This is a genomic window from Deinococcus marmoris, from assembly GCF_001949125.1.
Taxonomy (GTDB): domain Bacteria; phylum Deinococcota; class Deinococci; order Deinococcales; family Deinococcaceae; genus Deinococcus; species Deinococcus marmoris_A.
The window spans coordinates 12138-38840 of the sequence record NZ_MSTI01000093.1 but is presented as its reverse complement, the minus strand read 5'-3'; the positions used below and the strand labels follow the sequence as shown (position 1 = coordinate 38840).

Below are 26703 nucleotides of genomic sequence, written 5' to 3'. Positions count from 1 at the left end.
CCGTGGGCCGGGCCGCGTATTCTGCGCCCATGCCTGACGCCCTCCACGACTCCGAATCCGTTTCTCCGCGCCGTATCTCCCTGTTGCTGGTAGACGATCATCCGGTGGTCCGCAAGGGCACCCGCGAACTGCTGGAGGGCGAGGATGACCTGTATGTGGCCGGAGAAGCTGCCAGCGGCGAGGAAGCCATTGCCCAGGCCCGCGCGTTAAAGCCCGACGTGATCCTGATGGACGTGTCGATGCCCGGCATGAACGGCATCGAGGCCACCCGCGCCATTAAAGCCGAGCAGCCGCGCATAGGCGTGCTGGTGCTGACCAGTTACGACGACGACGCCTACGTGTTTGCGTTGCTGGAAGCCGGGGCGGCGGGTTACCTGCTCAAGAACACCAGTGAGGACGATCTGCTGGGCGCGGTGCGGGCGGTGGCTGCCGGGGAAAGTGCTTTGCACCCCAGCGTGGCCCGCAAGGTGCTGGAACGCTTCAGCGCCGCCGCCCAGCCCACCCCGCCCGAGGACAGCCTCAGCCCACGCGAACTGGAAGTGCTGAGGGTGGCCGCCACCGGGCGCACCAACAAGGAAATTGCCCGCGATCTGGACATCAGCCCGCGCACGGTGCAGGTCCATCTGGCGAATATCTTTTCCAAGCTGGGCGTGGGCAGCCGCACGGAGGCGGTGCTGTACGGCATCAAGCGCGGCTGGATCGATCCGAAGATGCTGTAGAGGCCCGGAACCCGTTTTTCTCCTTCTCGCTCTCGTCATGAACAGACTGTCGTCGTGAGGTAGCACCCGTATGGGGCTACTCCTCCCCAGGAGGACGCTGCTCCTCTGCGTCGCAGCTCTGCGAGTCCCGCTCGGATTTTCAGGTGTTTCAGTACCTTCTAATCGGAGTCCGTATCAGGTGAGAAGGGGCGGGCCGCTGTGATCCGCCCGCTACTTCTTTTTTCGCAGAAAACTGAGCCAGCCTGCGCGCTCTGGCCGGGGGCCGGGGGCGAAATCCTCCAGCTTGATCTCGGCTTCCGGGTGGGGGGCGGCTTCCCAGCCCAGCGGCGTGGCGATCAAGCCGCCGAAGCGTCCGGCGGCATACAGGGCGTGTTCCTGTTCCTGCGCCTCGGTGAGAGCGCGGGGGTCGGCCAGGGCCTGCAACATGGCCTGCAAACTGTCGTCGTCGCAATTCCAGCAGCCCTGCGAGAAGCTGGCTTCCTTGCCGTAAATCCTGATCCTGACGGGCATGCGTGTTCTCCGGTGACGGGGTCTCTGTTAACGGGGTTCTCCGCTAACGGGATTCTCCGGTGGGTGGGGCGTGGATTGTAAGACCCGCCCAGGATAGCGCAGCCGCGCCTCCCATACGGATTCCGTCTGTAACGCTTACAAACTGGGAAAGCGCCAGTTTGCCAACTCCACGCCCGGAACCCGTTCTTCTCATTCTCGCTATCGTCGCCACAGACGCCCGTATGGACGCTGCTCCTCCCGCTCGGATTTCCATCGTTCTGCAAACGATTCAATCGGAGTCCGTATCACCCCCGCAATTCAGCGAACTTTCTCGCCGATCCGCGATTCCTTGCCCGCCGTCAGCCGCTCGATGTTGCTGCGGTGTTGCCAGATCAGTAGCGCGGCCAGGAACAGGACCGAGAGCATCAGCCAGACGGGCCGTCCCAGCGCCACCACCAGAATGCCCGCCGTGACAGCCCCCAGGATGCTGCCCGCGCTGACGAAACGGGTCAGCCACATGGTCGCCACGCCCAGCACGAACACCCCCAGCCCGGCCACCGGGTCCAGGGCCGCAATGGTGCCGAAGGTGGTGGCCGCGCCCTTGCCGCCCCGGAACCCCAGGAACGGGCTGAAGTTGTGGCCGATCACGGCGGCCACCCCGCACAGGCCCACCCACTCTGGCGGCAGCCCCAGCGCGCGGGCCAGCCAGACCGCCAGCGCGCCCTTCAGGATGTCGAAGACGGCCACCAGCAGCGCCGGACCCTTGCCCAGCGAGCGCAGCACGTTGGTGGCCCCGCTGTTGCCGCTGCCCACCTTGCGGATGTCCACGCCGCGCGAACGCGCCAGCCACGACGCCGCCGGAACAGAGCCGATCAAGTACGAAACCAGCGCCGCCGAGAGCGAGAGCAAAAGGGTGGACACAATCACGTCTCCGATTGTAGGCCCCAGCACCGCCCGGGTGACCCGCCGGAAAATTGAACCGGGTCCGAGCGCGGCAGCCGGGACGCTCAGGTGGACGGGGTTTGATTTTCCTGCCCCTACCCGTTACTCTGCTGTGCGCCTGTCAGATTGAGGGCGGCGTTGTTGGAGCGGTGTCCGAGTGGTTGAAGGAGCACGCCTGGAAAGCGTGTATAGGGGCAACCTTATCGAGGGTTCGAATCCCTCTCGCTCCGCCAGAGTGGGCAGATGTAGCCAGGAAGCGTCCTGAATGGAGAATCTCCGTTCGGGGCGTTTTCTTTGATCTGGAGGACCGGGCCTGAAGCCTTCTGGATCAGCCCCACGGGGATAAGGTAATGCTGACGATAAAAGACGGTGGCTTTGGCTCCTCGTCTTTCGGGAACGGGTACAGTTCGCACCGCGAGAGGCTGGGAGGGGGAGCGCAAGCGACTGCCCAGGGCTGGGATGATGTGGAGCTGAACTGGCATGCGTTCTGGCTCATCCTGTGATCGCCGACTGCTCGCCGCAAAGCGCAGCAAAAAAACCAGAATGTGCTAGAAGAACGCTCATGAGTCATCCATTCCCCGGTCTGGAAGCCCTGATTCCCGCCGACGCCGTCCTGGAAAAACTTGCTGACGGGGCCACCTGGGGCGAGGGGCCGGTCTGCCTCGAGGATGGCGCGGTGCTGTGGAGCGATATTCCCGGCAACCGCGTGCTGCGCTGGCATCCGCAGGACGGGTCCAGCGCGGCGCTCCAGCCCTCGCATTTTCACAACGGGCACACCCGTGACGAGGGGGGGCGGCTATACGCCTGTTCACACGGCGAACGCGCGGTGCTGCGCTCAGACGACGCCGGGCAGAGCTGGCAGCCGGTGGCCACGCACCACGCGGGCAAACGCCTGAACAGCCCCAATGATGTCGTGGTGGCCCGCGACGGCGGCGTGTGGTTCTCTGACCCGCCTTACGGCCTGATCCAGCCCCGCGAGGGCTACGGCGGCCAGCAGGAGCAACCCGTGTGCCGCGTCTACCGCCTGGACCCCGAGACGGGCGAGGTGGAGGCGAAAGTGAGCGACATGCTGTGGCCCAACGGTCTGGCCTTCAGCCCCGACGAGGCCACGCTGTATGTCACCGACACCAGCCGCACCCACGATCTGGTGGGCCACCACCACATCCGCGCCTATCCGGTGGCGGCCAATGGGGTGGGCGAGGGCCGCGTCTTCGCCGTCGTCTCGCCGGGGATGCCCGACGGGATTCGCACCGACGAACACGGCCACCTCTGGAGCAGCAGCGGCAGCGGCCTCCAGGTGTTTGCCCCGGATGGCCGCAAGCTGGGCGAGGTGCCCGCGCCGGAGGCCATCACCAACCTGACCTTCAGCCACCTGGAACCGTTCCTGTACGTCACGGGCAGCGACAGCCTGTACCGCCTCGCCGTTTCGGTGCGGGGGGCGCGCTTCTGATGCCTCTGCTGAAGCTGGCCGTCATCGGCACGGGACTCATGGGCCGCCCGATGGCCGAAAATCTGCTTAAAGCGGGCCATGACGTGACCGTTTTTAACCGCTCGCCCGAGAATCCGCAGGCCCTGGCAAAGCTGGGCGCGGCGGTGGCTGCCACGCCCGCCGAAGCTGTCCAGCACGCCGATCTGGTGATGACCATGTTGCCCAACGGCTCCGTCGTCTCGCAGGTGTTGCTAGATGGAGTCTTTGAAGCCGCGCAGCCCGGAACCCTGTTCGTGGACATGAGCAGCATTCATCCGGCGATTGCCCGCGACTTGGCGGCGGCGGCACAGAGTCAAGGGCGGCGGTTTCTCGATGCCCCAGTCAGCGGCGGCACAGGCGGAGCAGAGCGTGGTGAACTGGCGATCATGGCCGGGGGGCCAGAAGACTGGATTGCCGAGGCCCGGCCCGTGCTGGACGTGCTGGGCAAGGTCACGCATGTCGGGCCGTCCGGCAGCGGGCAACTGGCGAAACTGGTCAATCAGATGATCGTGGCCGTGACCATCGGTGCGGTGGCCGAGGGCCTGACGCTGGCCCGTGCAGGGGGCGCGGACCCGGCCCGCGTGCGGGAAGCGATTCTGGGCGGCTTCGCGCAGAGCCGGATTCTGAGCGAACACGGCGCGCGCATGATCGAACGACGCTTTGAACCCGGCGGCACCATGACCAATCAGATCAAGGATCTGGACGCCGCGCTGGACGTGGCTGCTGGACTGGGCGCGGTCATGCCCCTGACGGCGCGCGCCCGTGACCTGTTTGCCGATTACGCGGCGGGTGACGGCGGCGCGCGGGCCGGGGACGATCACAGCGCTCTGGTGCGGCACATCGAGGCGCTGAGCGGGCTGCTGGTGGAGGGCTGACCTCTAGCTCTGGTCAGTCTGCTACAGCACGTCCTCGGCGCTGCCGCGTTTGCGCTTGTTGTTCTGCGTCTTGCGCCAGCGCAGCGCCTTGACGATGGCCGGGGCGGCGGCGTTCAGCGGCAGATCGTAGGCGGGATACCACGCCCGCTGCTCGCTGAATTTCAGCTTCATCTTGAAGACGCCGAACGAATGTTTTTCCTCGTCCAGAATGCGCGGGATGCCCCAGAAGTCGAACAGGGTATAGCCGCGCTGTTTGGCGTCCAGCATGGCGTTCCAGTAAAAGGCGTCGGGGGCCTTGCTGTCTTTCAGGGGCTTGCCCGCCTCGTCCACGCGGTCATCTCGCACGCTGCCGCCGAACAGGTAATAGGTGCCCGCGCCCATGCCCAGGAAAAAGCCGCCTGCCAGAGCCTTGCCCTGGTGCCGGGACAGCACGATGTACGCCTCGCCGCCGTGGGCATTGCCCTCGCGCAGCAGGGTTTCGTAGTACGCGCGGGGGTACGCGCCCAGTTTGGCCCGCTCGTTGGTGGCCGTAAAAATCTCCCAGAAAGCATCGAAGTCGTCGTCGCGGCCCGCCACCACGCCCAGTTTCTGCGCGGTGCGCACATTGCGGCGGGCCATGCTGTGCAGGCCAGCGAACAACTCGTCCTCGGAGCGGCCCAGATCGGCCAGAATGGTGTGTTCAGGCTGCTCGGACTCGGCGCGGCGGAAGGGGCCGTAACTCTCGGGGATTTCGCTGCCTTCTTCGGCAGGAAGGGGCACGGGCGGCTCGATCTTCAGGATGGCGTCGGTGGGTTTCGCCACCGCCTTTATGGCCTCGGCCACGGCGGGCAGCAGGTCCAGGCTTTCCAGCGCCGGGCCGCGCGGCGCGTACAGCGTGCTGAAGCCGGGCACCAGCCGCTTGCGCAGCAGTTGCAGCGCGCCCACCGTGCGGCCCGCTTCATCCGCGATCAGGTAGCGCATGGGGGTCTGGCCCAGCACCCGCCTCGCCTCGCCGTAGCCCCAGCCTTGCAGGGCGCTGGTGATCGGCATATTCCGCACAGCGTCGTCATAGACGCGCGGATCGGTGGTTTCCAGAAGCTTCAGGCGCACGCGGGGGATTGTAGCAGGGGCGGCAGAGTGGGGGAGATGGGGAGACAGAAAGGCCCGGTAGGGGAGGCCGGGCGGTTTCTGCCCCGCAATCGTCGTCAACAGGCCCCATGACGGGCACAGCCTGGGCCGGGGAGACTCCTTTATTGACCATTGTTTGGGCAGACAGGGTGGCGAGACCGGGTGGAGCGTTCGACGGCAGGACCGTCCCAGACCCGCAGTGGGAGACTCCGATTGCCAGATGCCCTGACTTTCCCCCTGGCCTCCAGCTTTTGCCACCATCCCTCATGCCCAGGCAGGCTAAACTGCCGGACGTGAAGAAAATCCTGCTGACCCTGGCGCTGCTCGGCGGCGTCGCCCTGGCCCAGACCACTCCGCCCGCGCCTGCTCCGGCCCCCACCGCGCCTGCGCCCGTTCCAGCCCCGGCCCCGGAAGCTGCGCCCGCTGCCCCCGAAGCTCCGGTCAGCACGGGTGACCCCGCCGCAGTGGTGGGCAAGGTGGGGGCGCAGACCTTTACCCTGGCCGACTTCGACAAGGCGTTCCGTGTCGCCGCCGCCCGCGTGGTCAATGCCCAGGGCATTCCCTTCGAGGATTCGTACCTGTCCGAGTTCGCCTCGGCCCGCCCCGACTACCTCAAGCAGTTCCTGCGGGACCGCGCGGTGGCGCAACTGGCCGGATCGCGCGTCAAGCTGGATCAGGCTACCGTGGACAAGCAGTTCGAGGACGCCCGCGCCAACTTCGAGACCGATGAAGCCTTCGCCGAGGCGCTAGCTGCCACCGGCTACAGCGATCCCGAGGACCTGCGCGCCGAGCTGGGGCGGCAGGCGCTGATCAATGCGTATCTGGAAACCCTCCAGGACCGCTTCAAGTTCGGGGACGCCGTGGTGGCCGGGTATTACCAGGTCAACCGCGACAAGCTGACCCGCGAGGCCGAGGCCTGCGTCAAGCACATCCTGGTGCCCACCGAGGCCGAGGCCAAGACCATCGTGGCGGACCTGAAGGGCGGCGCAGACTTCGCCAAGATCGCCGCCGAGAAGAGCCAGGACCCCGGCAGCGCCCCGCAGGGCGGCGATCTGGGTTGCTTCGCGCCGGGACAGATGGTGGACACCTTCGACAAGGCCAGCTTCACCGGGCCGGTGGGCGAGGTCCAGACCGTGAAGTCTGACTTCGGGTATCACGTTCTGGTGGTCACCAAGCGCACCGACGGTGGCGTGACCCCGCTGGCCGAGGCCGCCCCGCTGATCCGTCAGCAACTGTCGGGTGAGGCTGCCCAGAAGTATCTGGACTCCCAGATCGCCCGCCTGAACACCGAATCCTTCCCCGAAGTGGTCACGCTGACACCAGCCAGCGAGTAAACGTCCAGCTCAGCTTTTTCCACTGGGCAGGATGCAAGAGAAGGAGGCCGTTCCGGGATTCGGAACGGCCTCCTTCTGTTTTGAACAGCCCCCTGCCCGGTGATGACGGTCATATGCGGAATTCTCTTTCCTGCTCGCTATCGTTGCGAACAGACGCCCAAGACTGGTTGAGTTCAAAGGGAGGAGGTCTTTCCTCTGCGCCGCAGCTTTACCAGTCCCGTTTACCAGTCCCGCCCGAATTTCCCTGGTGTCCCCAACACCTTTCAACCAGAGTCCGTATGACACGTCCCCGCCCTGAACGCGACACAATGCAAGGATGGAATTTTCCGCAACGCCTGTATTTTTTCCGGTCTGCCGCCATGTCCTCTGAACTGGACCTTCTGGCACTGGAGGCCCTGGGCTGGGGGCCAGACTTCGGGGACGCCTACCAGACCTTCCGTGCGGCCCTCTCGCCCGGCGAACAGCAGCGGGTCACGCCCGTCCGGGTGGTGGGGGTCCAGCGCCAGACTTTTCAGGTGCGGGGGGTGGACGGCGAGCAGGAAGCCCGTCTGGCCGGGGCGTCGCGCCACAGTGGGGCGCTCACGCCTGCCATCGGTGACTGGTGCGTGCTGGAAGCTGCCTCTGACGGTAGCGGGCGGCTGCTGGAAGTGCTGCCACGCCGCACCACCTTTGCCCGTGCGCTGGGCGGCGAGGAAGGCAAGCGGGCTGGAGCGGTACGCCAGCAGGTCATCGCGGCCAATGTCGATCTGGTATTGATCGTCACGTCCCCTGATCTGGACTTCGATCTGGAGCGGCTGGAACGCTACGTGCTGGCCGTGCAGCACAGCGGCGCGCGGCCTGTGCTGGTGCTGAACAAGGCCGATCTGCATGCCCAGGCGGACTGGTGGGTGGAGCAACTCCGCAGTCTTGGACCCGATCTGGAAATTCACGTCACCTCTGCCCAGGCCAGCCAGGAGCCGGGCAGCCAGGGACTGGAGAGCGTGCGGGGGCTGCTCACGCCGGGCGTCACGCTGGCCCTGATCGGCTCGTCCGGGGTGGGCAAATCCACCCTGACCAATGCGCTGCTGGGCCGCCCCGCCGCGCCCACCGGGGAAGTGCGGGCCAGTGACCAGCAGGGACGGCACACCACCACCAGCCGCACGCTGTACGCCGTTCCCGGTGGAGGGCTGCTGATCGACAACCCAGGGCTGCGGGACATCGCGGTGTGGGACGCGGACGCTGCTGGTTTTGAGGACCTGGAGGCACTGGCGACGCAGTGCCGTTTCCGCAAATGCACCCACACCACCGAACCCGGCTGCGCGGTGCAGGCGGCGGTGCGGGCAGGCGAGGTATCTGCCGCGCGGCTGGCGGCCTTTCAGAAGCAGTCGGGCAGGCGTGGGCGACGCTGAGCAATGCAGGCCCGCCCATGCGCCAGCGGGAGCAACGGCCCGAGGGTCATCAGGAAATCGTGGTCGGGGGCAGAAGTCCAGGGGAGTGGTCTCCCGCAGGTGGCCCTGTTCTTCCAGACTAGGGTGGGAAAACAGGGCCTGGGCAGGAGTGGATTTCCCTGGGGACCACGCGGCGGCGTGTCGATGAGGTATCGGACGGGGTAAGTGGATGTTTGGGCCTTGGATGGCGGAGTCCTGGGTCCAGATTTACAATTCCACCCGGCAGCCCTCCCGCGCCGATTGCAGGAGGGCGTCCAGCACCCTGGCCTGCTGCACCGCGTCTTCAGGCGGATACAGCACGGTTTCCTCGCCCCGCGCCACCCGCTGAAAGTGGGCGGCCATCAGTGCGTAGCCGTTGCCGGGGGCCAGCGTCTGCCGCTCACTGTCACGGGTCAGAACGAACTCAGGCTCATCGCTGAAGAACGCCCGGTCAAGTTCCATCACCCCACCCGTCCCCAGCACCTGCGAGCGGCCAATCCGGCCCCCGGACAGCCAGTCGAAGCCGCAGTCGATGCTGGCCAGTGCCCCATTCCCGACGTGGCTGTAATCCAGCACGGCGGACATGGACACGTCCACACCGTCTGGTGTCCAGCGCGCCTGGGCGGTCACTGCCAGGGGTTCGCCCAGCAGCATCCGGGCCTCGTTGACCGGATAGCAGCCGATATCGTAGAGCGCGCCGCCGCCCAGCCCGGGTTGCAGGCGAATGTCCCCGGCATTGCGCACGGTGAAGCCGAAGGCCCCCCGGTAGGCCCGAACCTCGCCGAGTTGACCGCCACGCACCGCGTCCAGCAGGGCGCGGTGCTGCGGCGTGAAACGGTAGGCGAAGCCTTCCAGCAGAACCTGCCCGCTGGCCTCAGTCACGTCGGCCAGTTCGCGCGCCTCCTGGGCATTCAGGGTCAGCGGTTTCTCGGTCAGGACATGCTTGCCTGCCTGGAGGGCGGCGGTACTCCAGGGCAGGTGCAGGGCGTTGGGGAGTGCGATGTAGACGGCGTCCAGATCGGCGTCAAGGACATCCTGATAGCTGCCAGTGGTGGGGATCTCCCAGTCATTGGAGAAGGTCTGCACGCGGGCGGACTGTGGCTCACGTGCGCCGAGCATCGTCACCTCGCCGCCTGCGGCCCGGATGGCAGGGATGAAGGCGCGGGCGATGCGTGCCGCGCCGAGAATGCCCCAGCGAAAGGTCATCCGGCCACCACCAGATCATCCAGTTCACGCGAATACAGGCTGAGCCGCTCCATCCCCGACTCGGTGATGACCACGGTGTCGGAATGCCGGAACCCGGCGAACTCCGGGACGTACAGCCCCGGCTCTACCGAGAACACCATGCCCGGCTCGATCACCGTGTGGTCGTCCAGATCCAGGAAGGGATGTTCGTGACCTTCCAGGCCGAAGCCGTGTCCGGTGTGGTGGCGAACCAGATCATCCATGCCCAGCTCGTCACGAATAAAGCGCCGGACATCGGACTCGACTTCCGCGCAGGTCCGTCCGGGGCGCAGGGCATCAAAGCCCACCTGCTGCGCCGCCAGCATCGCCGCGAAGTACCGCTGAAACTCGGCATTCGGCTCGCCGACGATCATGGTGCGTTCCAGTTCGGATTCGTAACCGCCCACCACGCCGTAAGCGCCCGTCACCAGCACGTCGCCCACCCCCACCGCGCCCGATTCATGCAGGCCGTGTGGGTGCGCGGTGTTGGCCCCGCGAATGAACATGGCGTTGGCGGGCAGGCCCTCGCGGGCTTTGGGCACGTAACGCCCGCCCAGTTCGGCCAGCAGGTCGCGGGTGGCCTGCAAGCTGGCCCCGTGAGAGATCAGCAACTCCTCGCTTCCGACACGGATGCTGTCCTGCATCAGGCGGTGGGCGTGATCTCCCCAGCGGCAGGCCTCGGTCATCAGCGCGATCTCGGCGGCGCTCTTGACCATCCGCAGATCGTCGATCAGGGCCACGTCGGCCTGAACAGGCTGTTCCAGCACGGCGCTGAGCGCTGGCCCCCGGTAGCCCCAGCGGTGTTCGTAGCCGTCCACGTCCGCCGCGATCACCTTGCCCAGCACACCCAGCCTGGAGAGGAGGTCGCGCAGGAACAGCAGGGGATGACGCCCGGAGCCACCGCCCGGGTACTCTGGGTAAATGGCACTGTCGTCCAGCTTTGGCCCCTGCTGCTGAAAGTGACTGAGTTCGAGGTTGGGCAGCAGGGCAGCGACCTGGCCATTCGCCGTCAGGATCAGGGCGATAGGCCGCTCGGTAGGGGAGAAGAAAAAGCCGCTCAGGTAGGCCACGCGTGTGGGTCCGAACACGCACAGGGCGTCGATTTCCCGCTCTGCGAGAAGGCGGAAGACCCGTTCGCGGCGCAGGCGATACTCGTCCGCGCCGATCTCCAGTCTGTCGGATTCAGAAAAAACGATGTCGGTCATGGGCAAACCTCCGTGATCCTGGTATTGAACGGCGGCGTTCAGTCGCCCACAAGTTCGGCCATCGGCTGCCGGATCAGCTCATCGGCGCAGCGCCGGGCCATGCCGATGACCGCCTCGCTGACTTCCTCGATGCGGCCACGGCTCATGCGGCTGGTGGGGCCAGCCACCCCGATGGCCGCGATGACCTTGCGCGCACCGTTGAGAATTCCCGCCGAAAGGCAGCGCACCCCCACCTCGCGTTCCTCGTCGTCCAGCGCGTAGCCCTGGCTGCGGACGCACAGCAGTTCGGCCAGCAGTGCGGGTTCGTTGGTAATGGTATGGGGAGTGCGGGCGGGCAGGCCCGTCTTGCGGACGATCTCATCCACGCGGGCCGTGGGCAGATCGGCCAGAAAGACCTTGCCCACGTCGCTGCAATGCAGCGGAGCAATGCTGCCGGGGGTGGTGAACATCCGCACCATGCTGAACGGCTCCACCTGACTGAGATACATGGCCGTGGTGCCGTAAAGCTGCGCGATGTGGGCGGTTTCCCCCGTCACCTCCACCAGTTCCTGAAGGTAGGGACGCACCCGGCGCACCAGATCGTAACGCAGATACAGCGCGCTGCTGATGTCCACGATCTCGGGGCCGATGTCGTAGCGTTTGGTCTGGGGATCCTGAAACACGTAATTCTTGACGGTCAGGGTCTGAAGGATGCGGTGGATGGTGCTGGGAGCCAGACCCATAGACTGGGACAGCTCCCCCACACTGAGCGAACGGTTGGCCGCCACGATGGTATTGATGATGTCGAGGGCGCGCTCGACACTCTGAACGTTTTCGCTCATAGGCTAGCCTAGCCTAAGGTGCCAAACATCCGCAGGCTGCGCGGAGAGTGCATCTGGCCGTACAGTGTCTCGATGAACGCGGGCCATTGTCCCTCGCTCAGGCCCTCGCGGACCTCGCGGACCGCCTCGTTGCCGTACCAGTACGAGGCGATGAACGGCCCCCGGAAGCTGTAGCTGGCAAAGCGGATACGCCCCTCAATCCAGGCCCGCTGCCCGAAGGAATACTTTTCCAGAAAATCCATCACGCGGTCCTCGGACCAGTTCTCGCCCATCTGGTACCACGCCGCGCTGGTGGCGCTGGCACTGCGCACCCGCCGGAGCTGGGCATGCACCGCGTCGTCCTCGTGTTCAACCCAGTCGATCAGCTCTACGCCCTGGTCCCCGATGCCCTCCTGCACGCAGCCGGTCACGGCATTGGTGGTGCAGAGCAGCACGTCTGCCGTACTCTCGCCGCTGGCCGCCTTGTCGCGGGTGTACAGCAGTTGGGTGGAATGGCCCGGAAAGACCTCGTGGCAGACCAGATGTTTAAGGGCCGCCTGCGTGAACTTGAGGTCCATATTCAGGTCCATCTGCCCCTGGTTGAAGTTGCAACGCGCGGTGAAGGGCACGTCGCGCAGGGGATTCAGGCGCATGGTGTAGTCGCCCGTCGGGTAGATACGTGCGTCGGTGCGGCGCTGCGCTTCGGCCATCAATTCAATGAAAATGGGTTCCAGTTGGTCAGCAGCCAGCGCCCGCTCCTCTTCCCAGCGCCCGATGCGCTCGGCCAGCGTGCCGTGACGCATTCCGGCCTGATCCAGCATCCCTTCCAGTTGCTCGTGCATCTCCAGCAACTGATCGTCGCTGATCGGCTGGGCCGGCACGCCCACCAGACCCTCCAGCTTCTCGCGGAAGCTCAGGACCTCGCCCTCGAACAGCCGGGTGGCGGTACGCAGGGAGCGCAGCATGTCGTCCAGAAAGGCGTGGCGTGCGCCCACCGGGTACTGCGCCACCTGCCGCTCCAGATCATCGAGTTCGGTGTGGACCGCGTCCCAGTCGTTCAGGGCCAGCGGCGGTACCAGCCCGTCGCCCAGGTAGATCGGCACCAGTCCCTCGCTGTCCAGCACGCCGTGCCCGCGCGAGAGCTGGCGTTCGAGGTGATCCATCCCGATGGTCAGGGCCGTGAGCTGACGGCCAAGCGAAGCGTCGTTTGGGGCTGCGTTCTGATTCTCCATGTTGTGCCTCCTGAATGTGCCCCATCATTCCGTCAAGTGGAACTCAAAGTCAAGTCTTCATTCCATATCCCGGAATCCGAGCTGTTTTCCAGGCCACAGTCCTACCTTGACTTCACCGCATAAGTATGCATACACTATTGTGCAAACCTTAAATTCCGTTCAGGTTTTATCCGCTATAGCCGCACTTTTCTCTCTCAATGGAGGTCAGGAATATGGGTAATCAGCTTCAGACGGCAAATTCCACCATGCAGAAGCGTTTGGCTCTCGGACTCAGCGCAGCGATTCTGCTGAGTGGAATGGGAATGGCGCAGCAGCGCGGCGGTACCCTGACCGTCGGACTCAGCTACGACATCGACACGCTCAACGTCTATTCCACAGGCTTCCTGGGCGACGTGCAGGCGACCGTGGCCGAGGGGCTGGTGGCCCCCAACGAGAAGGCGGAATACGTGCCCGTGCTGGCCACGCGCGTGCCCACCATTCAGAACGGCGGCATTAAGGTGGCCGCCGACAACAAGAGCATGGTTGTCACGTACCAGCTCCGGCCCGGCGTCAAGTGGTCCGACGGCAAGCCGTTCACCTCCGCCGACGTGAAATTCACCTGGGAGACCGTCAAGGATCCCAAGTTCATCGCCGAGTCCAAGGACGGCACCGAGGACATCTCGTCCATCAGCACGCCCAACGATCTGACCGTGGTGGTCAACTACAAGCGCGTCGCGCCCGACTTCAAGAGCACGCTGTTTACCTTCGGCATCCTGCCCAAGCACACGCTGGAAGGCAAGGACCTCAACACCGACAACTACAACCAGATGCCGCTGGGCACCGGTCCCTTCAAGGTCACGCAGTATGTCAAGGGGCAGTTCGTGGTGCTGGACCGCAACCCCTTCTACTGGCGCAAGGACAAGGCGGGCGTGCAGCTTCCGTATCTGGACAAGATGATCTTCAAGATCATTCCCGACAGCAACACGCTGGTGACCCAGCTCAAGTCCGGCGAGATCCAGATGGCCACCAGCGTGCCGTACTCCCAGATTCCTCAGCTCAGCGCTCAGGCTGGCCTGAATGTGATCAAGAATCCGGTGCTGTCGTGGCAACATCTGGACTTCAACCTGAAAGGTCCCGCTGCGCTGCGCGACATCAACGTTCGCAAGGCCGTGGCCTATGGCCTGGACAGGGCCACCATCTCCAAGGCGCTGGGCGGCTATCCCATTCCCATCGACACGGTGGTGGTGCCGGTCTTCTCTTACAGCAGCAAGGCCGTGCCGAAGTACGCCTACGATCCGGCCAAGGCCAAGCAACTGCTGGAAGCCGCCGGGTACAAGGCGGGAGGCGACGGCATCCGCGCCAAGAACGGTCAGCGTCTGAGCTTCAACATCATGGCGCAGGCGGGCCGCTCCACCGACGAGGACGCCCAGCAGGTGATGATCGCCCAGATGAAGGCCATCGGCATCGAACTCAAGCCCGACAACAAGGCCGGGGTGGCCCTGCGCGACGCCCGCTACAAGGGCGGCTATGACCTGTATTACGGCGGCTGGATCACCTCTGCCGATCCCTCGTACGGCGTGTTCTACAGCACCAAGGGCGTGAACAACGGCCAGGGCTACAGCAATCCCAAGATCGACGCGTTGCTGGCGACGGCAGATAGCAGTCTGGATCCAGCGGTCAGGAACAAGGCCCTGCGCGACTTCCAGACGCTGCTGATGCAGGATCTGCCCAGCATTCCCGTCACCTCTAACCCGTCCATGATCGTGGTGACCGACAAGCTCGGCGGCTTCGTCTCCAACCCCACCAACATGACCAACTTCGTCAATACCAGCGGCTGGTACATGAAGAAATAAGGGCCAGCCGCGCAGGCCCCGCACCCGGCCCGTCTCCACCCGGCCTGCGGGGCCTGCGCGCTTGATCTCTGCGCCTGACCTTGACCGCTGCGCCTGATGTCAACGCCATCCCACCTGCGAAGGGAGCTTCATGAGTCTGTCGTACATCTTTAAACGCCTGCTGGGCATGATCCCGCTGCTGCTGGGCGTCTCGCTGATTCTGTTCGGGGTGCTGCACCTGGCCCCTGGCGGTCCACTGGACGTCTACGCCGACAACCCTTCTGTGACGCAGGAAGCGCTGGAGCAGATGAAACGCGCCTTCGGGCTGGATCAGCCGTTGCCCGTGCAGTATTTCAGGTGGGTCACGGCCTTCTTCCAGGGCGAGTGGGGTTTTTCCATCCGTACCGCGCAGCCTGTGATGGAGGAGGTACTGTCGCGCGTGCCCGCCACGCTGATGCTGAGCGGCAGCGCCTTTTTCCTGGCCCTGGTCGTGGCGTTGCCCCTGGGCATCCTGAGCGCCACCCGCCGCTACACCGGGGTGGACTACTTCATTACCCTGATGTCCTTTCTGGGCATCAGCATGCCCGTGTTTTGGCTGGCGCTGATGCTGCAACTGCTGTTCGCGGTGCAGTGGAGACTGCTGCCCTCGGCGGGTATGCAGACCATCGGAGACGGTTCGCTGCTCGACATCCTGCGCCATCTGGCCCTGCCCGTGTTCATCCTGGCCTTCGCCTCGGTGGCGGGCTGGAGCCGTTACATGCGCTCCAGCATGGTGGAAATCCTGAACCAAGACTACATCCGCACCGCCCGCGCCAAGGGCGTCTCGGCCCGGCGGGTCACGTATTCCCACGCTTTCAGGAACGCCCTGATTCCGGTGGTCACGGTGGTAGCGCTGGACTCGGCGGCGATCCTCTCTGGCGCGGTGATTACCGAGACGATCTTCGCCTGGCCGGGCCTGGGCCGCCTGTTTATCGACTCGATGAACGGACGCGATTACCCGGTGCTGATGGCCCTGCTGATGGTCGGCTCCTTCGCGCTGGTGGTCAGCAACCTCGTCGCAGATCTGGCCTACAGCCTGATCGATCCCAGGATTCGCTATGACTGAGACCCTTGAGAACCGCACCGCACCGGGCAAACGCCAACGGCGCGAGGGCTTCTGGCCCACGTTGATCGCCCGCTTCCTGAAACACAAACTGGCCGTGCTGGGTCTGGTGGTGCTGATCCTGCTGGGCCTGCTGGCCATCTTCGCGCCGCTTCTCGCGCCGTATACCTTCGACGGCCAGGACGCCAGCATCATCGGCCAGCCGCAGCCGCCCAGCGCCGCACACTGGATGGGCACCGATCAACTGGGCCGCGACGCCTTCACGCGGGTGCTGTACGGCGCGCGCATCTCGCTGATGGTGGGGCTGTTCAGCGCGCTGCTGGCCACCTTCCTGGGCACCCTGGTGGGCGCGCTGTCCGGCTATTACCGGGGCTGGACGGACACCGTGCTGATGCGCATCACCGACGTGGTGCTGTGCATTCCGTTGCTGCCGCTGATCATCCTGCTGTCGGGCATCCTGCGGCCCAGCGTGGCCCTGCTGATCGCCATCGTGGGCAGCCTGAGCTGGATGGGCACGGCCCGGCTGGTGCGCAGCCAGTTCCTGAGCCTGCGCGAGCGCGAGTTCGTGGAAGCGTCGCGCGCACTGGGCGGCGGCGACAACCGCGTGATGTTCCGCCACATCCTGCCCAACGCCCTTGGCCCGATCATCGTGTCTACCACGCTGTCAGTGGGCGGCACCATCATGCTCGAAAGTGCGCTGTCGTTCCTGGGCCTGGGCGTGCAGCCGCCGACGCCCACCTGGGGCAACCTGCTGAACTACGCCAGCCAGTGGCTGACCGCCGCGCCGTGGCTGGCCGTCTTTCCGGGCCTGATGATCCTGATTACCGTCCTGGCCGTCAACTTCCTGGGCGACGGTTTGCGTGACGCCTTCGATCCACGCAACTGAAACCCGCCAACTCAAAACAAGGAGACAACATGAAGATCACCATTCTGGGTGCAGGAGCCATCGGCGGCCTCGCCGGAGCCTATATGGCAGGAGCTGGACACGACGTGACGCTGGTGGACCGCTGGGCCGAGCATATCGACGCCATCAAGGCAAATGGAATCACTGTGGACGGCGTGCGCGGCGACTTACATTTTGATGTGAAAGCCTTGCACCCCAGTGAGCTGGAAGGCCCGTTGGAGGCCGTGCTGATCGCCACCAAGAGCCAGCACACCATCGAGGCTCTGGAAAGCGTGCTGCCCCTGTTCGGCCCCGAGACGTTCGTGGTGTCGTACCAGAACGGCTTCAACGAACACGACATCGCTGCCCGCCTCACCGAGGCAGGACTGGGCGGCCTGGAGCGCGTGATCGGCTCCATTCCTAATTACGGCGGCGCGCTGGTGGACCCCGGCTACCTGGAATTCGTCCATGAGGGGGCCATTCAACTGGGCGAGATGATGGGTGAGCGCACCCCACGCCTGCTGGAACTGGCAGAAATGCTCTCGGCGCTGACCGAGGTGCAACTCTCAGACAACATCTGGGGCCAGATCTGGGCCAAGGAGGTCTACAGCGCCCAGGTAGTCTTCAGCGCCCTGGTCAATGCGCCGATCCGCGAGACGCTGGGCGTGGAGCGGTACGCCAAAATCGCGGGCGCGGTGGTGCGCGAGGCGCTGGAAATTGCCGAGGCCAACGGCATCACGGTGGAGGCCTTCGACTTCTTCGATCCGGCCAACTACAAGCCGCAGACGCCTGCCGATACACAGAAGCTGATCGACAACATCAACCACGCGGTCTGGCTGCTCAAGAAGGACCAGAAGCCCGACGCCCATCAGTTCAAGAAAAAGGGCAGCGGCATCTGGTGGGACATCGTGTACCGCAACCGCCCCTCAGAGGTGCGCTCCAGCAACGGCAAACTGGTGGACTACGCCGCGCAGGTGGGGGCCGACTCGCGCCTGAACGCCAGACTGTGCGAGATGATCTACGAGATCGAGGGCGGCCAGCGGCAACTCGGGTTTGAGAATTACGACGAGCTGGAAGCGTATATCGCCTCCATCGGTAAGGCGCTGCCATGAGCGGGCAGAAGAAGCTGGGCGTCGGCGTGATCGGGGCGCATGCCTGGGCCGAGCAGGCCCACCTGCCGGGCTACCACGCCTATGACCGCGCCGATCTGGTGGCCATCTGCGACACCGTGCCCGAGCGGGCCGAGGCACTGGCGAAGCAGTTCGGCATCCGCAAGATCTACACCGACGCCCACGAACTGATCAACGATCCCGAGGTGCAGATGGTGGATGTCTGCACGCCCACCGACACGCACCTGCCGCTGAGTCTGGCAGCGATTAATGCGGGCAAGCACGTCATTTCCGAGAAGCCGCTGGCGCATGATGCGAAGGATGCCTTTGCCGCCGCCGCGCTGGCAAAGGAAAAGGGTGTCCGCACCAAGCTGGGCTTCACCTTCCGCTACTCGCCCGCCATCCGGCAGATCAAGACGTGGGTGGACGACGGCACGCTGGGCGAGATCTTCCACGTCCACGGCCTGGAGCAGAACTCGCAGTTCCTCGATCCCAACTACCCGCTGCGTCAGGTGCCGCAGGGGGCCGACTGGACGCAACTGATCCCCTCGTCCATCGTGGGCTACGGCTCGCACCTGCTGGATCTGGTGCGCTGGTGCGCGGGCGAATACCAGAGTGTGATCGGCAGCCTGCACAACTATGTCCCCGAACGCATCGTGCGCGGCTACGAGGGTATGCAGCGCATTCCGGTGGAGGACGGCGCGGTGGCCCTGGCTGAGTTCGCCAGCGGGGCGCAGGGCATCCTCCAGACCTCGTATATCGCGGTGGGCAACTATCCCGGCGTGGAACTGCGGATCTACGGCAGCAAGGGCGCGGCGGTGGCCCGGCTGGTGGAGGAGAACGGGATTGCCGAGACGCTGCACTTCGCCACGCCCGACGCGGTGGAGTTCCGCAAGATTGACCTGCCCGACACGGCTTACCCGCCCGGCACCACGCTGCACACGCCCTGGCCGGAGCTGTACTACCGCAACCTGATCCGCTTCTGGGTGGACGAGATTCTGGACGATTTGCCCGGCGAATGCACCTTCTACGACGGGGCCAAGAGCCAGGAGACGGTCAACGCCATCGTGCAGTCGTTCCGCGAGCGGCGCTGGGTGGACCTGCCGAAGGTTGAGGCGCAGTGAGCCAGCTTGAAGGGTGGGTAGAGCAGTATCTCGCTCTGCACGCCCGGTTTCGCCCGGTGGACGCCTCGTTCATGGGGTTGCCGGGGCATGATCACCAGTTGCCTCCGGTGGGTGCAGAGGCGCTGGAACATGAGCGGGCCGAGCTGGAAGCGTTCCTGTCGGAAGTGGGAGGTGGCGCGGCTGAACCGGAGACGGCGGGCGAACGACTGGACCTCTGGCTGCTGCGTTCCCAGTTGCGCGTCACGTTGCGCGAGGCGCAGGAAAGGCCCCGTCAGCACAACCCGGCCTTCTACACGGGTGAGGCGGCCTTTGGCGTCATCAGCCTGCTGCTGCCGAACGAACGCCCGACGAACACGGACGCTGTTCTGGCACGGCTGAAGGCCATTCCTGAATTTCTGACCACGGGAACGAAAACGCTTGAGCAGCTCAATCTGCCCGCCGACTGGGTGGAGCGCGCCCGCAAGGAAGCGGAGGCGCTGGAAGCTCTACTTCTGCGCGGTCTATCCAAACACCCCGACTATCAGGCGGAGTGGCAGGAACCCGCCGTGCAGGCTGCCGTCGCCGTTCAGGTGTTCGCCTCAGCTCTAGAGGCGGGGAATGCTGACCCGGCCTGCGGACGCGATTACCTGGAATTCCTGATGCGCGAGGCCCACGCCCTGCCCTTTTCTGCGGCGAAGGCGGAACAGCGAGCGCAGGCTGCGTTTGAAGCGCTGGGTTCGGAGCTTGTGGAAATGGCTCACGAGCTTGACCCGGCCAAAAGCTGGCAGGAGCAACTGGCCGCACTGGAACAGCAGCATCCCCCGTTGGACGATGTACAGGCCACCTATCAGGACTGGAACGCCCGCGCTCTGGATGCTGCCGAGGGACTCGTGACGCCCGCCCGCGAGTATGGCCTGGCCTTCGAGTTCCTGCCCGAATGGGCCAGGGAGGCCGCTGGAGCGCTGTATTTCCTGTTTTACCGTTCACCGCCCGCCGAGCATCCCGGCGACGGCAGCATCTACTGGATTTTCCCGCCCGGCGACGACACAGCGGCGTATCTGCGCGGCCAGAACATTCCATTCATCAAGGCCGTCCATGCCGTCCACCACGGCAGCATCGGCCACCACACCCAGAATGCGCGGGCGCGGCAGGCGGTCTCCAGACTGGCGCAACTGGGCGGCACGGACTGTGCCAGCGGCATCGCCTTTCTGAGCGCGGGCACGCTGGTGGAAGGCTGGGCCTGCTATGCCGAGGATCTGCTGCTGGAAGCGCCCGGTTTCTACACGCCGGAAGAAGAATTGCTGCTCAAGCAGTTCGAGTTCCGCAACGCCGCCTGCTGTCTGGCCGACATCCGCCTGCACACCGGACAGTGGACACTGGCGCAGATGCGCGCTTTCTACCGTGACGAGGTGGGCTTCGCGCCGGGCCGCGTCTGGGCCGAAACCACCCGCAACAGCATCTACCCGGCCACCCGGCTGATGTACTGGCTGGGCACCCAGGTGATCAGAGAACTGCGGGCTGAACTTGACCTCGCGCCGCAGGTCTTCCATGATCGGCTTCTCTCTTACGGCTGCGCCCCGGTCACCCTGATCGCGGACGAGATGCGCCGCCAGCACCCACAAGGAACCGTATGACTGCAATACACGAACCCCTTTCCAAGGAGCGCAAGGCCGAACTGCGCGAACGTTACCTCAAGGTAGACACGGCCAACGTCGCCGACGTGCTGGACGAGCTGGGCCACTTCGATTACGGCTTGGCCAGCAGCTTCTGGCCCATCCACGAGTCGCAGAACAAGATGGCGGGCTGGGCCTACACCATTCGCGGCCAGATGACGCCGTATCCCGGCACGGGCGATCCCGAAAAGATGAAGGCCGTGTCCGGTCTGCAAGACGGCGAAATCAGTGTCTGGAGCGGCGGCGGGGCGTCGGGTGTCTGCTTTTTCGGCGAGCTGATCGCCCTGGGAATGCAGCACCGGGGCAGTGTCGGATCGCTGATCGACGGCGGCATCCGCGACATCGAATGGATCGTCAAGATGAATTTCCCGGTGTTCACGCAGTACCGCAGCCCGGTGCAGTCCATCGGACGCTGGGGGGTCAACGCCTGGCAGGTGCCGGTGTATCTGCCGGGAGCCACCACCGAGCGAGTCATGGTCCGCCCCGGCGATTTTATTCTGGCCGACGTGGACGGCGTGATCCTGGTTCCGCAGGAACTGGCCGAGACGGTGCTGGAGCGGGCCGAGGAATTGACCCGCAAGGAAGTCTCCATCCGTGAGGATCTGAACCGGGGCCTGAGCCTTCCCGAAGTGCTGGAAAAGTACGGGCACGTCTGATGGATCTTGGATTAAAGGGAAAAACAGCGCTGGTGACGGCGGCCAGCGCGGGCCTGGGCTACGCGACAGCGGCGGCTCTATCGGCGGAAGGCGCGCGGGTGGCGATCTGCTCGCGCGATCTGGGCCGCGCTCAGGCTTCGGCAGAACGCATTCAAGCGGAAACGGGTAATGAAGTGCTGGCCTTCGAGGCCGACGTCGCCAATGCAACCGATCTGACCCGGCTGTTCGGCGAGGTGCAAACCGCGTTTGGTTCGCTGGACATTCTGGTGTGCAACGCGGGTGGGCCGCCGCCCGGTAATTTCTCCGCGCTGAGCGAGGAACAGTGGGCCACCGGGGTTCAGCTCACGCTGATGAGCGTGGTTCGCAGCGTCCGGCTGGCCCTGCCCTTGATGCGGCAGGCGGGCGGCGGGCGCATCCTGACCCTGCTGAGCAGCAGCGTCAAGAAACCCATCGACAACCTGACCCTCTCAAACACCTTCCGGCCCGCCGTGTACGGCCTGTGCAAGAGCCTGTCGCTGGAGCTGGCCGTTGATAACATTCAGGTCAACGGGCTGGCCCCCGGACGGATTGAAACCGAGCGCATCAACCAGCTCGACGACGCGCAGGCCCAGAAACGAGGCATCAGCCGCGCCGAGATTCGCACCGCCTCCGAGGCGCAGATCCCGATGGGCCGTCTGGGCCAGCCGCAGGAATTCGGGCGGGTGGCCGCGTTCCTGTGTTCGCCCGCCGCCATCTACGTCAACGGCAGCGTGCTGCTCGTGGACGGAGGAGCCGTGACCAGTCTATGAGTGACCACACCAAAAATGACCAGACCAACTACGATCCGAAGGCCCACGCCCGTCTGCTGACCGACTACTGCATTGCCGCCCAGCTCGGCGAGCGGGTGCTGGTGCAGACCACCACGCTGGCGCTGCCCCTGGTGGAAGAACTGCACCGCCTGCTGCTGGAACGCGGCGCAACCCCGCTGATCCGGCTGGAATACCCCACACAACTGGAAGACTTTCAGCGTTTAGCCTCCGACGCGTTGCTGGACGCCACTGAGCCTTTGCTTCTGGCGGAAGTAGAGAGCCTCGCCGCCTCCATCCGCATCCTGACGCCCTCTACCCCGGCAGAGGGTCTCGATCCGCAGCGGGTGGCGCGTCACCGCACGGCGCTGAACCCGGTGGCCCGCGCCCGCGCCCAGCGGCGCTGGAACCTGAGCCTGTACCCCACCGCTTATGGCGCGGAGGCCGCGCAGATGAGCCTGTCCGAATACGAGGCGTTCGTCTCCAGCGCCATGTTTCTGGACACCCCTGATCCGGTGGCGAAATGGGGCGAGATTCGCGAGTTGCAGGCAACGTTGATCGAGCGACTGGCCCGCGCCAGCGAGGTCCGCATCGTGGGCGAGGACACCGATCTGACGCTGAATATTGGGGGCCGCACCTGGGTCAACAGTGACGGCAAACGCAACATGCCGTCGGGCGAGGTCTTCACCGGTCCCATCGAGACCAGCGCCAACGGTCAGATCCTGTTCGATCTGCCCACGGTCTATGGTGGGGCGGCGGTGCGGAACGTGCGGCTGACCTTCAAGGACGGTCTGGTGGTGGATGCCCGCGCCGAGCAGGGCGAGGCCGCGCTACTGGCCGCGCTGGAAACCGATGACGGCGCGAAGTGGCTGGGAGAGCTGGGCATCGGCAGCAACGCCGGGATTCAGCGTCCCAGCCAGAACATCCTCTTCGACGAGAAGATCGGCGGGACGGTGCATCTGGCGCTGGGCAACGGTTACCCCGAAACCGGCGGCACCAACATCTCGGCCCTGCACTGGGACCTGATCAAGGATTTGAGGCAGGGCGGGCAGATTCTGCTGGACGGCGAGGTGTTTCAGGACGGCGGGAAATTCATGTAGAGGGGAGATCAGCAAGGGTTCGTGCTGGGTCAGGACCATTGATTGACCCGCCCAGACAGCGTCGGTGACCAGCAAGAGAGATGCGAACCGAGGGCGGGGAATCCTGTGTCCGACAGGGCCTTGAAAGGCTTTCGATAGCACTGCCCGCTGCCTGAAACGCTCCGAACTCTTGGCCGCACAGACTCCGATTGAAAGGTGTTTATCTATACCTTTCAATCGGAGTCTTGATGATCTGGGGGAGGTGGAATGCATCTGACCTTTCCAGCCAGTCCTGGGCTTTAGCGCTCAACGGGGCTGACCCGCCCTTCGTTGTGGATCAGGACGGTGTGGCAAGCTGGCGCTTCTGGCGCTTCTCTGCCTTCCCAGGCAAGATCCTGATGGGCCTGAACGTCCTGCGACTATGTGAACTTCCCCCTCAAGCCGCCTGTCGCGGGCACGGTCATTCGCGGTTTCGCCATTCCGATTTTGCCGTCAGGATCAAGCCCGAAGAGAATCGTCTTGGCCCAGTCTTATTAATCTATCCTCATCTTCTGAGGCGTGCAGCCCCCAGTCTTGTAATCTGGGCGTACCGCTCACCCCAGAAGAGGAGGAAATATGGAATCCCAGCACGCGTTTCATCCGGGTTCCCGCCTCCTGAGCTATGCGCTCGATGCCTGCGTGATCGGGGTCATCATCACCGACGCGCAGCAGGCTGATTATCCGATGGTCTACGTCAACCCGGCCTTTGAACGGCTCACTGGCTACCCAGCCGCCGAACTCATTGGCCGCAATCCCCGGTTTCTACAGGGCAAAGACCGTGATCAGGAGGCCAGTCGTGAGATCAGGACTGCGCTGGCAGCGGGCCAGGGCCTCACCACGGTTCTGCGGAATTACCGCAAAGATGGAACGAGGTTTTTAAACGAACTGACCATCAGTCCCCTGTACGACGCAGCGGGAAATTTAACCCACCATCTGGGCTTTCAGACCGATGCCACGCTCCTTGAAAAGGCGCGGCAGGCTGAAGCCCTGGCCCGTGAACAGATGACCGCCACCCTGGGCCGGATGACCGACGGTTTTCTGTCCCTGGACCCGAACTGGAATGTCACCTATGTCAACCCGGCAGCGGCGAGGATCTCAAACAGGCGGCCCGAGGACTTCGTGGGCCAGAACCTCTTCACCCTGTTTCCCGAATACAGTGGTCTCGGGATCGGTCAGGCCATCCAGCAGGCGGCAGCGTCGGGCATTCCTCAGAGCGCGGTCAGTTACCTGCCGGCGCTTGAGCGCTGGATCGAACTCACGGGCTATCCAGGCGACGATGGAATGTCGCTGTTTACCCGGGACGTCACCGAGAGTCAGCAGGCGCAACGGGAGCGTCAGGCCAGTGAGGAGCGCTTTTCCAGGGTCTTCCAGACGAGTCCGGTGGCCATCTTCATCACCCGGCAAAGAGACCGGCGGTTCATTGAGGTCAACGACGAGTTCCTGCGGCAGAGTGGCTACGCCCGCGACGAGATCCTTGGGCGCTCGTCTCAGGACCTCGGGTTCTGGAATGATCGAGCGGAACGTCAGACGTTCTGGAACATGGTCGACGACAACCTCCAGATTCACAGCCGCGAGGTCGCTTTTCGGAACAGGGCTGGCGATGAGAGCTGCGGCGTCTTGTCGACGATCCCGACGGAGGTGGCGGGCGAGACCTGCGTGATCGGTTTCGTTCGCGATATCACCCAGGAAAAACAGGCCCGGCAACAGCTCGAAGCCAGCGAGCAGCGCGCCCAGCACAACGCTGTCGCCTTGCAGCACACGCTTGACCTGTCCCTTGACCTGATCACCTCCATCGGGTCAGACAACTGCTTTGCCGCAGTGAGCGCCGCCTCCCACCGCATGCTGGGCTACGCGCCTGAAAAGATGATCGGGCAGCCCATCATGGACTTCATTCATCCGGCTGACCGCGACATGACCGCCGCTGAGGCCCAGCGCATCCGGTCCGGTCACGCCACGACGACCTTTCAGAACCGCCTTCTGCATCAAGACGGCAGGGTGATCTGGCTGGAATGGTCGGCGGTGGTGTTGCCGGGCGACGGGATTATTTACAGTGTGGGCCGCGACATCACCCAGCGCCGGGCCGCCGAGGAAGATCAGGCTTTTCTGGCGGCCCTTGTGCAGGCCAGCCGCAACGCCATCATCGGTCTATCACTTGAGGGCACCATCCGCTCCTGGAATCCCGGCGCAGAGAAACTGTACGGCTACGCGGCGGAGGAGGTCATCGGTCAGCCTGTGACCTTTCTGGTGCCGGCTGAGTTGCAGGCCCAGGAAGTCGAAATGCTTGAGCGGGCCAGTCAGGGTGAGCGTGTGCCGCCGTTTGAAGGCTGGCGGGTCACCAGGAGCGGGCAGCAGGTTCTGGTTCTGGTCACCATCGCGCCTGTTCTGGACGCTGCGGGTCAGGTCATCGGCGTCTCCAAGATCACCCATGACATCACGTCGCTGCGTTCGGCTGAGCGCGAGATCCAGACCCTGAACGAGGACCTCCAGCGGCAACTGCGCCACGTCACCGGCCTGCGAGAGATTGACCAGTCCATCGCCGCCAGCGCGGATCTCAGCGTGACCCTCGGTCTCGTTCTGGACCACATCCGAAATCAACTCGGGACCGACGTGGCCACCATCCTGCTCCTCGATTCACAGCGAGAAACGCTTGAGTACGCCGTGACACGCGGGTTTCACGCCACCAGACTGGAGGGGTCGGAGATGAGACTGGGTGTGGGCCTGGCCGGTCAGGTGGCGCTGACCCGGCAGCCTCTGGCCTTGCCGGACCTGTCCAGTGCGGCTGTCTTGCCCGCATGGCGGGACATTTTGCAGCGTGAGAAGCTGGCCGCCTATTACGGCGTGCCGCTGGTCGTCAAGGGGCAGGTGGTGGGTGTGGTGGAAGTGCTGCACCATCAGGCCTGGCCGCAGTCACTGGACTGGACCACGACCCTTGAAACGCTGGTGAGTCAGGCCGCCATTGCCATCGACAACGCCTGGCTCGTCAATGAACTGGAGCGCAGCAACCTGGAACTGCGCTCGGCCTATGACGAGACCATCGAGGGCTGGGCCAGGGCGATGGACCTGCGGGACCGGGAAACGGAAGGCCACTCGCGCCGCGTCACCGAGATGACGGTTGAACTGTGTCAGGCACTGGGCTTCACGCCTGAACAGCTCATCGACGTGCGCCGGGGCGCGCTGCTTCACGATATGGGGAAGATGGGCATTCCCGATGCGGTGCTGCTCAAGCCGGGGGCGCTGACCGACGAGGAATGGACGCTGATGAAAAAGCACCCGACTTATGCAGAGGACCTCCTCTCACCCATCGAGTTTCTGCGCCCTGCGCTCGATATTCCCCGGTACCATCATGAAAAGTGGGATGGCAGCGGTTACCCGGTGGGGCTGGCAGCAGATGCCATTCCGCTGGCCGCCAGAGCATTCGCGGTGGTGGATGTGTATGACGCCCTGACCAGTGATCGGCCCTACCGTCAGGCCTGGACGCGGGAGCAAACCATGACCCACCTTCAGGCCAGCTCTGGAACGCACTTCGATCCTGAAGTCGTGGACGTCTTTATTCAGATGATGAGGAAGCCGTGATGCGCCTGAGCGCTGGAATGGCCCGGTTGGCGTTTGGGGTGGCCTACCAGGATCAGTCACGCCTCCGCCGTCGGCGCGGTGCGTTACGA

At 64.6% G+C, this 26703-nt stretch carries 22 protein-coding genes and 1 tRNA gene; 16 read left to right on the top strand and 7 right to left on the bottom strand.

Annotated elements, in window-relative coordinates:
• Positions 1-29: 29 nt before the first annotated feature.
• Positions 30-719 carry a response regulator gene (locus BOO71_RS14165; RefSeq protein WP_075833579.1) on the top strand — a complete coding sequence of 230 codons (690 nt, stop codon included), beginning with the start codon at positions 30-32 and terminating at the stop codon, positions 717-719.
• Between the two features lie 210 nt (positions 720-929).
• On the opposite strand, the gene BOO71_RS14160 is transcribed toward BOO71_RS14165, so the two are convergent.
• Both BOO71_RS14160 and plsY read right to left on the bottom strand, forming a co-directional pair.
• On the bottom strand, positions 930-1229 hold the full coding sequence (locus tag BOO71_RS14160; RefSeq protein ID WP_075833477.1) for a hypothetical protein: 300 nt from the start codon (positions 1227-1229) through the stop codon (positions 930-932).
• A 297-nt stretch (positions 1230-1526) separates the two neighbouring features.
• Complete coding sequence (plsY, locus tag BOO71_RS14155) at positions 1527-2132, bottom strand: glycerol-3-phosphate 1-O-acyltransferase PlsY (RefSeq protein WP_139322956.1); 606 nt, start codon at positions 2130-2132, stop codon at positions 1527-1529.
• A gap of 161 nt (positions 2133-2293) precedes the next feature.
• Between plsY and BOO71_RS14150 the strand changes: the two genes are divergently transcribed.
• The 3 genes from BOO71_RS14150 (at position 2294) to BOO71_RS14140 (ending at position 4493) form a co-directional block, all read left to right on the top strand.
• Positions 2294-2383, top strand: a tRNA-Ser gene (locus BOO71_RS14150).
• Positions 2384-2712: 329 nt separating this feature from the next.
• Positions 2713-3600 carry an SMP-30/gluconolactonase/LRE family protein gene (locus BOO71_RS14145; RefSeq protein ID WP_075833475.1) on the top strand — a complete coding sequence of 296 codons (888 nt, stop codon included), beginning with the start codon at positions 2713-2715 and terminating at the stop codon, positions 3598-3600.
• Complete coding sequence (locus BOO71_RS14140; RefSeq protein ID WP_075833473.1) at positions 3600-4493, top strand: NAD(P)-dependent oxidoreductase; 894 nt, start codon at positions 3600-3602, stop codon at positions 4491-4493. The genes BOO71_RS14145 and BOO71_RS14140 overlap by 1 nt, the downstream gene beginning before the upstream one ends.
• A 21-nt stretch (positions 4494-4514) precedes the next feature.
• Here the strand turns inward: BOO71_RS14140 and BOO71_RS14135 are convergent, their stop codons facing one another.
• Entirely contained in the window at positions 4515-5582 is a 1068-nt protein-coding gene (locus BOO71_RS14135; RefSeq protein ID WP_075833470.1) for a lipid II:glycine glycyltransferase FemX, read from the bottom strand.
• A 311-nt stretch (positions 5583-5893) separates the two neighbouring features.
• On the opposite strand from BOO71_RS14135, the gene BOO71_RS14130 reads away from it, so the two are divergent.
• Together BOO71_RS14130 and rsgA are read left to right on the top strand one after the other, a co-directional pair.
• Positions 5894-6934 carry a peptidylprolyl isomerase gene (locus BOO71_RS14130; protein WP_075833575.1) on the top strand — a complete coding sequence of 347 codons (1041 nt, stop codon included), beginning with the start codon at positions 5894-5896 and terminating at the stop codon, positions 6932-6934.
• Between the two features lie 359 nt (positions 6935-7293).
• Positions 7294-8322, top strand: coding sequence for a ribosome small subunit-dependent GTPase A (gene rsgA / locus BOO71_RS14125; protein WP_075833574.1), 1029 nt, complete (start codon positions 7294-7296; stop codon positions 8320-8322).
• Positions 8323-8568: 246 nt separating this feature from the next.
• On the opposite strand, the gene BOO71_RS14120 is transcribed toward rsgA, so the two are convergent.
• From BOO71_RS14120 to BOO71_RS14105, 4 genes are read right to left on the bottom strand one after another with little or no spacing between them, the layout of a single operon-like run.
• Positions 8569-9546: a Gfo/Idh/MocA family protein gene (locus BOO71_RS14120; protein ID WP_075833468.1), complete on the bottom strand. Its 978-nt coding sequence runs from the start codon at positions 9544-9546 to the stop codon at positions 8569-8571.
• Complete coding sequence (locus BOO71_RS14115) at positions 9543-10769, bottom strand: M24 family metallopeptidase (protein WP_075833466.1); 1227 nt, start codon at positions 10767-10769, stop codon at positions 9543-9545. The genes BOO71_RS14120 and BOO71_RS14115 overlap by 4 nt, the downstream gene beginning before the upstream one ends.
• A gap of 38 nt (positions 10770-10807) precedes the next feature.
• Positions 10808-11590, bottom strand: a complete 783-nt coding sequence (locus BOO71_RS14110) for an IclR family transcriptional regulator (protein ID WP_075833464.1) — start codon at positions 11588-11590, stop codon at positions 10808-10810.
• Between the two features lie 8 nt (positions 11591-11598).
• On the bottom strand, positions 11599-12801 hold the full coding sequence (locus BOO71_RS14105) for a hypothetical protein (protein ID WP_075833462.1): 1203 nt from the start codon (positions 12799-12801) through the stop codon (positions 11599-11601).
• A 245-nt stretch (positions 12802-13046) separates the two neighbouring features.
• Here BOO71_RS14105 and BOO71_RS14100 point away from each other — a divergent pair, with 245 nt between their 5' ends.
• From BOO71_RS14100 to BOO71_RS14055, 10 genes are all read left to right on the top strand, one after another.
• The gene (locus BOO71_RS14100; protein ID WP_254843167.1) at positions 13047-14633 is read left to right on the top strand and encodes a peptide ABC transporter substrate-binding protein; all 1587 of its coding nucleotides are present in this window, start codon (positions 13047-13049) and stop codon (positions 14631-14633) included.
• A 130-nt stretch (positions 14634-14763) separates the two neighbouring features.
• Complete coding sequence (locus tag BOO71_RS14095; protein ID WP_075833458.1) at positions 14764-15717, top strand: ABC transporter permease; 954 nt, start codon at positions 14764-14766, stop codon at positions 15715-15717.
• On the top strand, positions 15710-16600 hold the full coding sequence (gene opp4C / locus BOO71_RS14090) for an oligopeptide ABC transporter permease (protein ID WP_083653436.1): 891 nt from the start codon (positions 15710-15712) through the stop codon (positions 16598-16600). Before BOO71_RS14095 ends, opp4C begins: the two co-directional genes overlap by 8 nt.
• 29 nt (positions 16601-16629) lie before the next feature.
• Positions 16630-17709 (top strand): ketopantoate reductase family protein, encoded by a 1080-nt coding sequence (locus BOO71_RS14085; protein WP_075833456.1) that lies wholly within the window; start codon positions 16630-16632, stop codon positions 17707-17709.
• Positions 17706-18830, top strand: coding sequence for a Gfo/Idh/MocA family protein (locus BOO71_RS14080; protein WP_075833454.1), 1125 nt, complete (start codon positions 17706-17708; stop codon positions 18828-18830). The genes BOO71_RS14085 and BOO71_RS14080 overlap by 4 nt, the downstream gene beginning before the upstream one ends.
• Positions 18827-20443, top strand: a complete 1617-nt coding sequence (locus tag BOO71_RS14075) for a DUF885 family protein (RefSeq protein WP_075833452.1) — start codon at positions 18827-18829, stop codon at positions 20441-20443. Before BOO71_RS14080 ends, BOO71_RS14075 begins: the two co-directional genes overlap by 4 nt.
• Complete coding sequence (locus BOO71_RS14070) at positions 20440-21138, top strand: RraA family protein (protein WP_075833450.1); 699 nt, start codon at positions 20440-20442, stop codon at positions 21136-21138. Before BOO71_RS14075 ends, BOO71_RS14070 begins: the two co-directional genes overlap by 4 nt.
• Entirely contained in the window at positions 21138-21926 is a 789-nt protein-coding gene (locus BOO71_RS14065; protein ID WP_075833448.1) for an SDR family oxidoreductase, read from the top strand. Before BOO71_RS14070 ends, BOO71_RS14065 begins: the two co-directional genes overlap by 1 nt.
• Positions 21923-23023, top strand: a complete 1101-nt coding sequence (locus tag BOO71_RS14060; RefSeq protein ID WP_075833446.1) for an aminopeptidase — start codon at positions 21923-21925, stop codon at positions 23021-23023. The genes BOO71_RS14065 and BOO71_RS14060 overlap by 4 nt, the downstream gene beginning before the upstream one ends.
• Positions 23024-23617: 594 nt before the next feature.
• Positions 23618-26614 (top strand): PAS domain S-box protein, encoded by a 2997-nt coding sequence (locus BOO71_RS14055; RefSeq protein ID WP_075833444.1) that lies wholly within the window; start codon positions 23618-23620, stop codon positions 26612-26614.
• Positions 26615-26703: the final 89 nt, after the last annotated feature.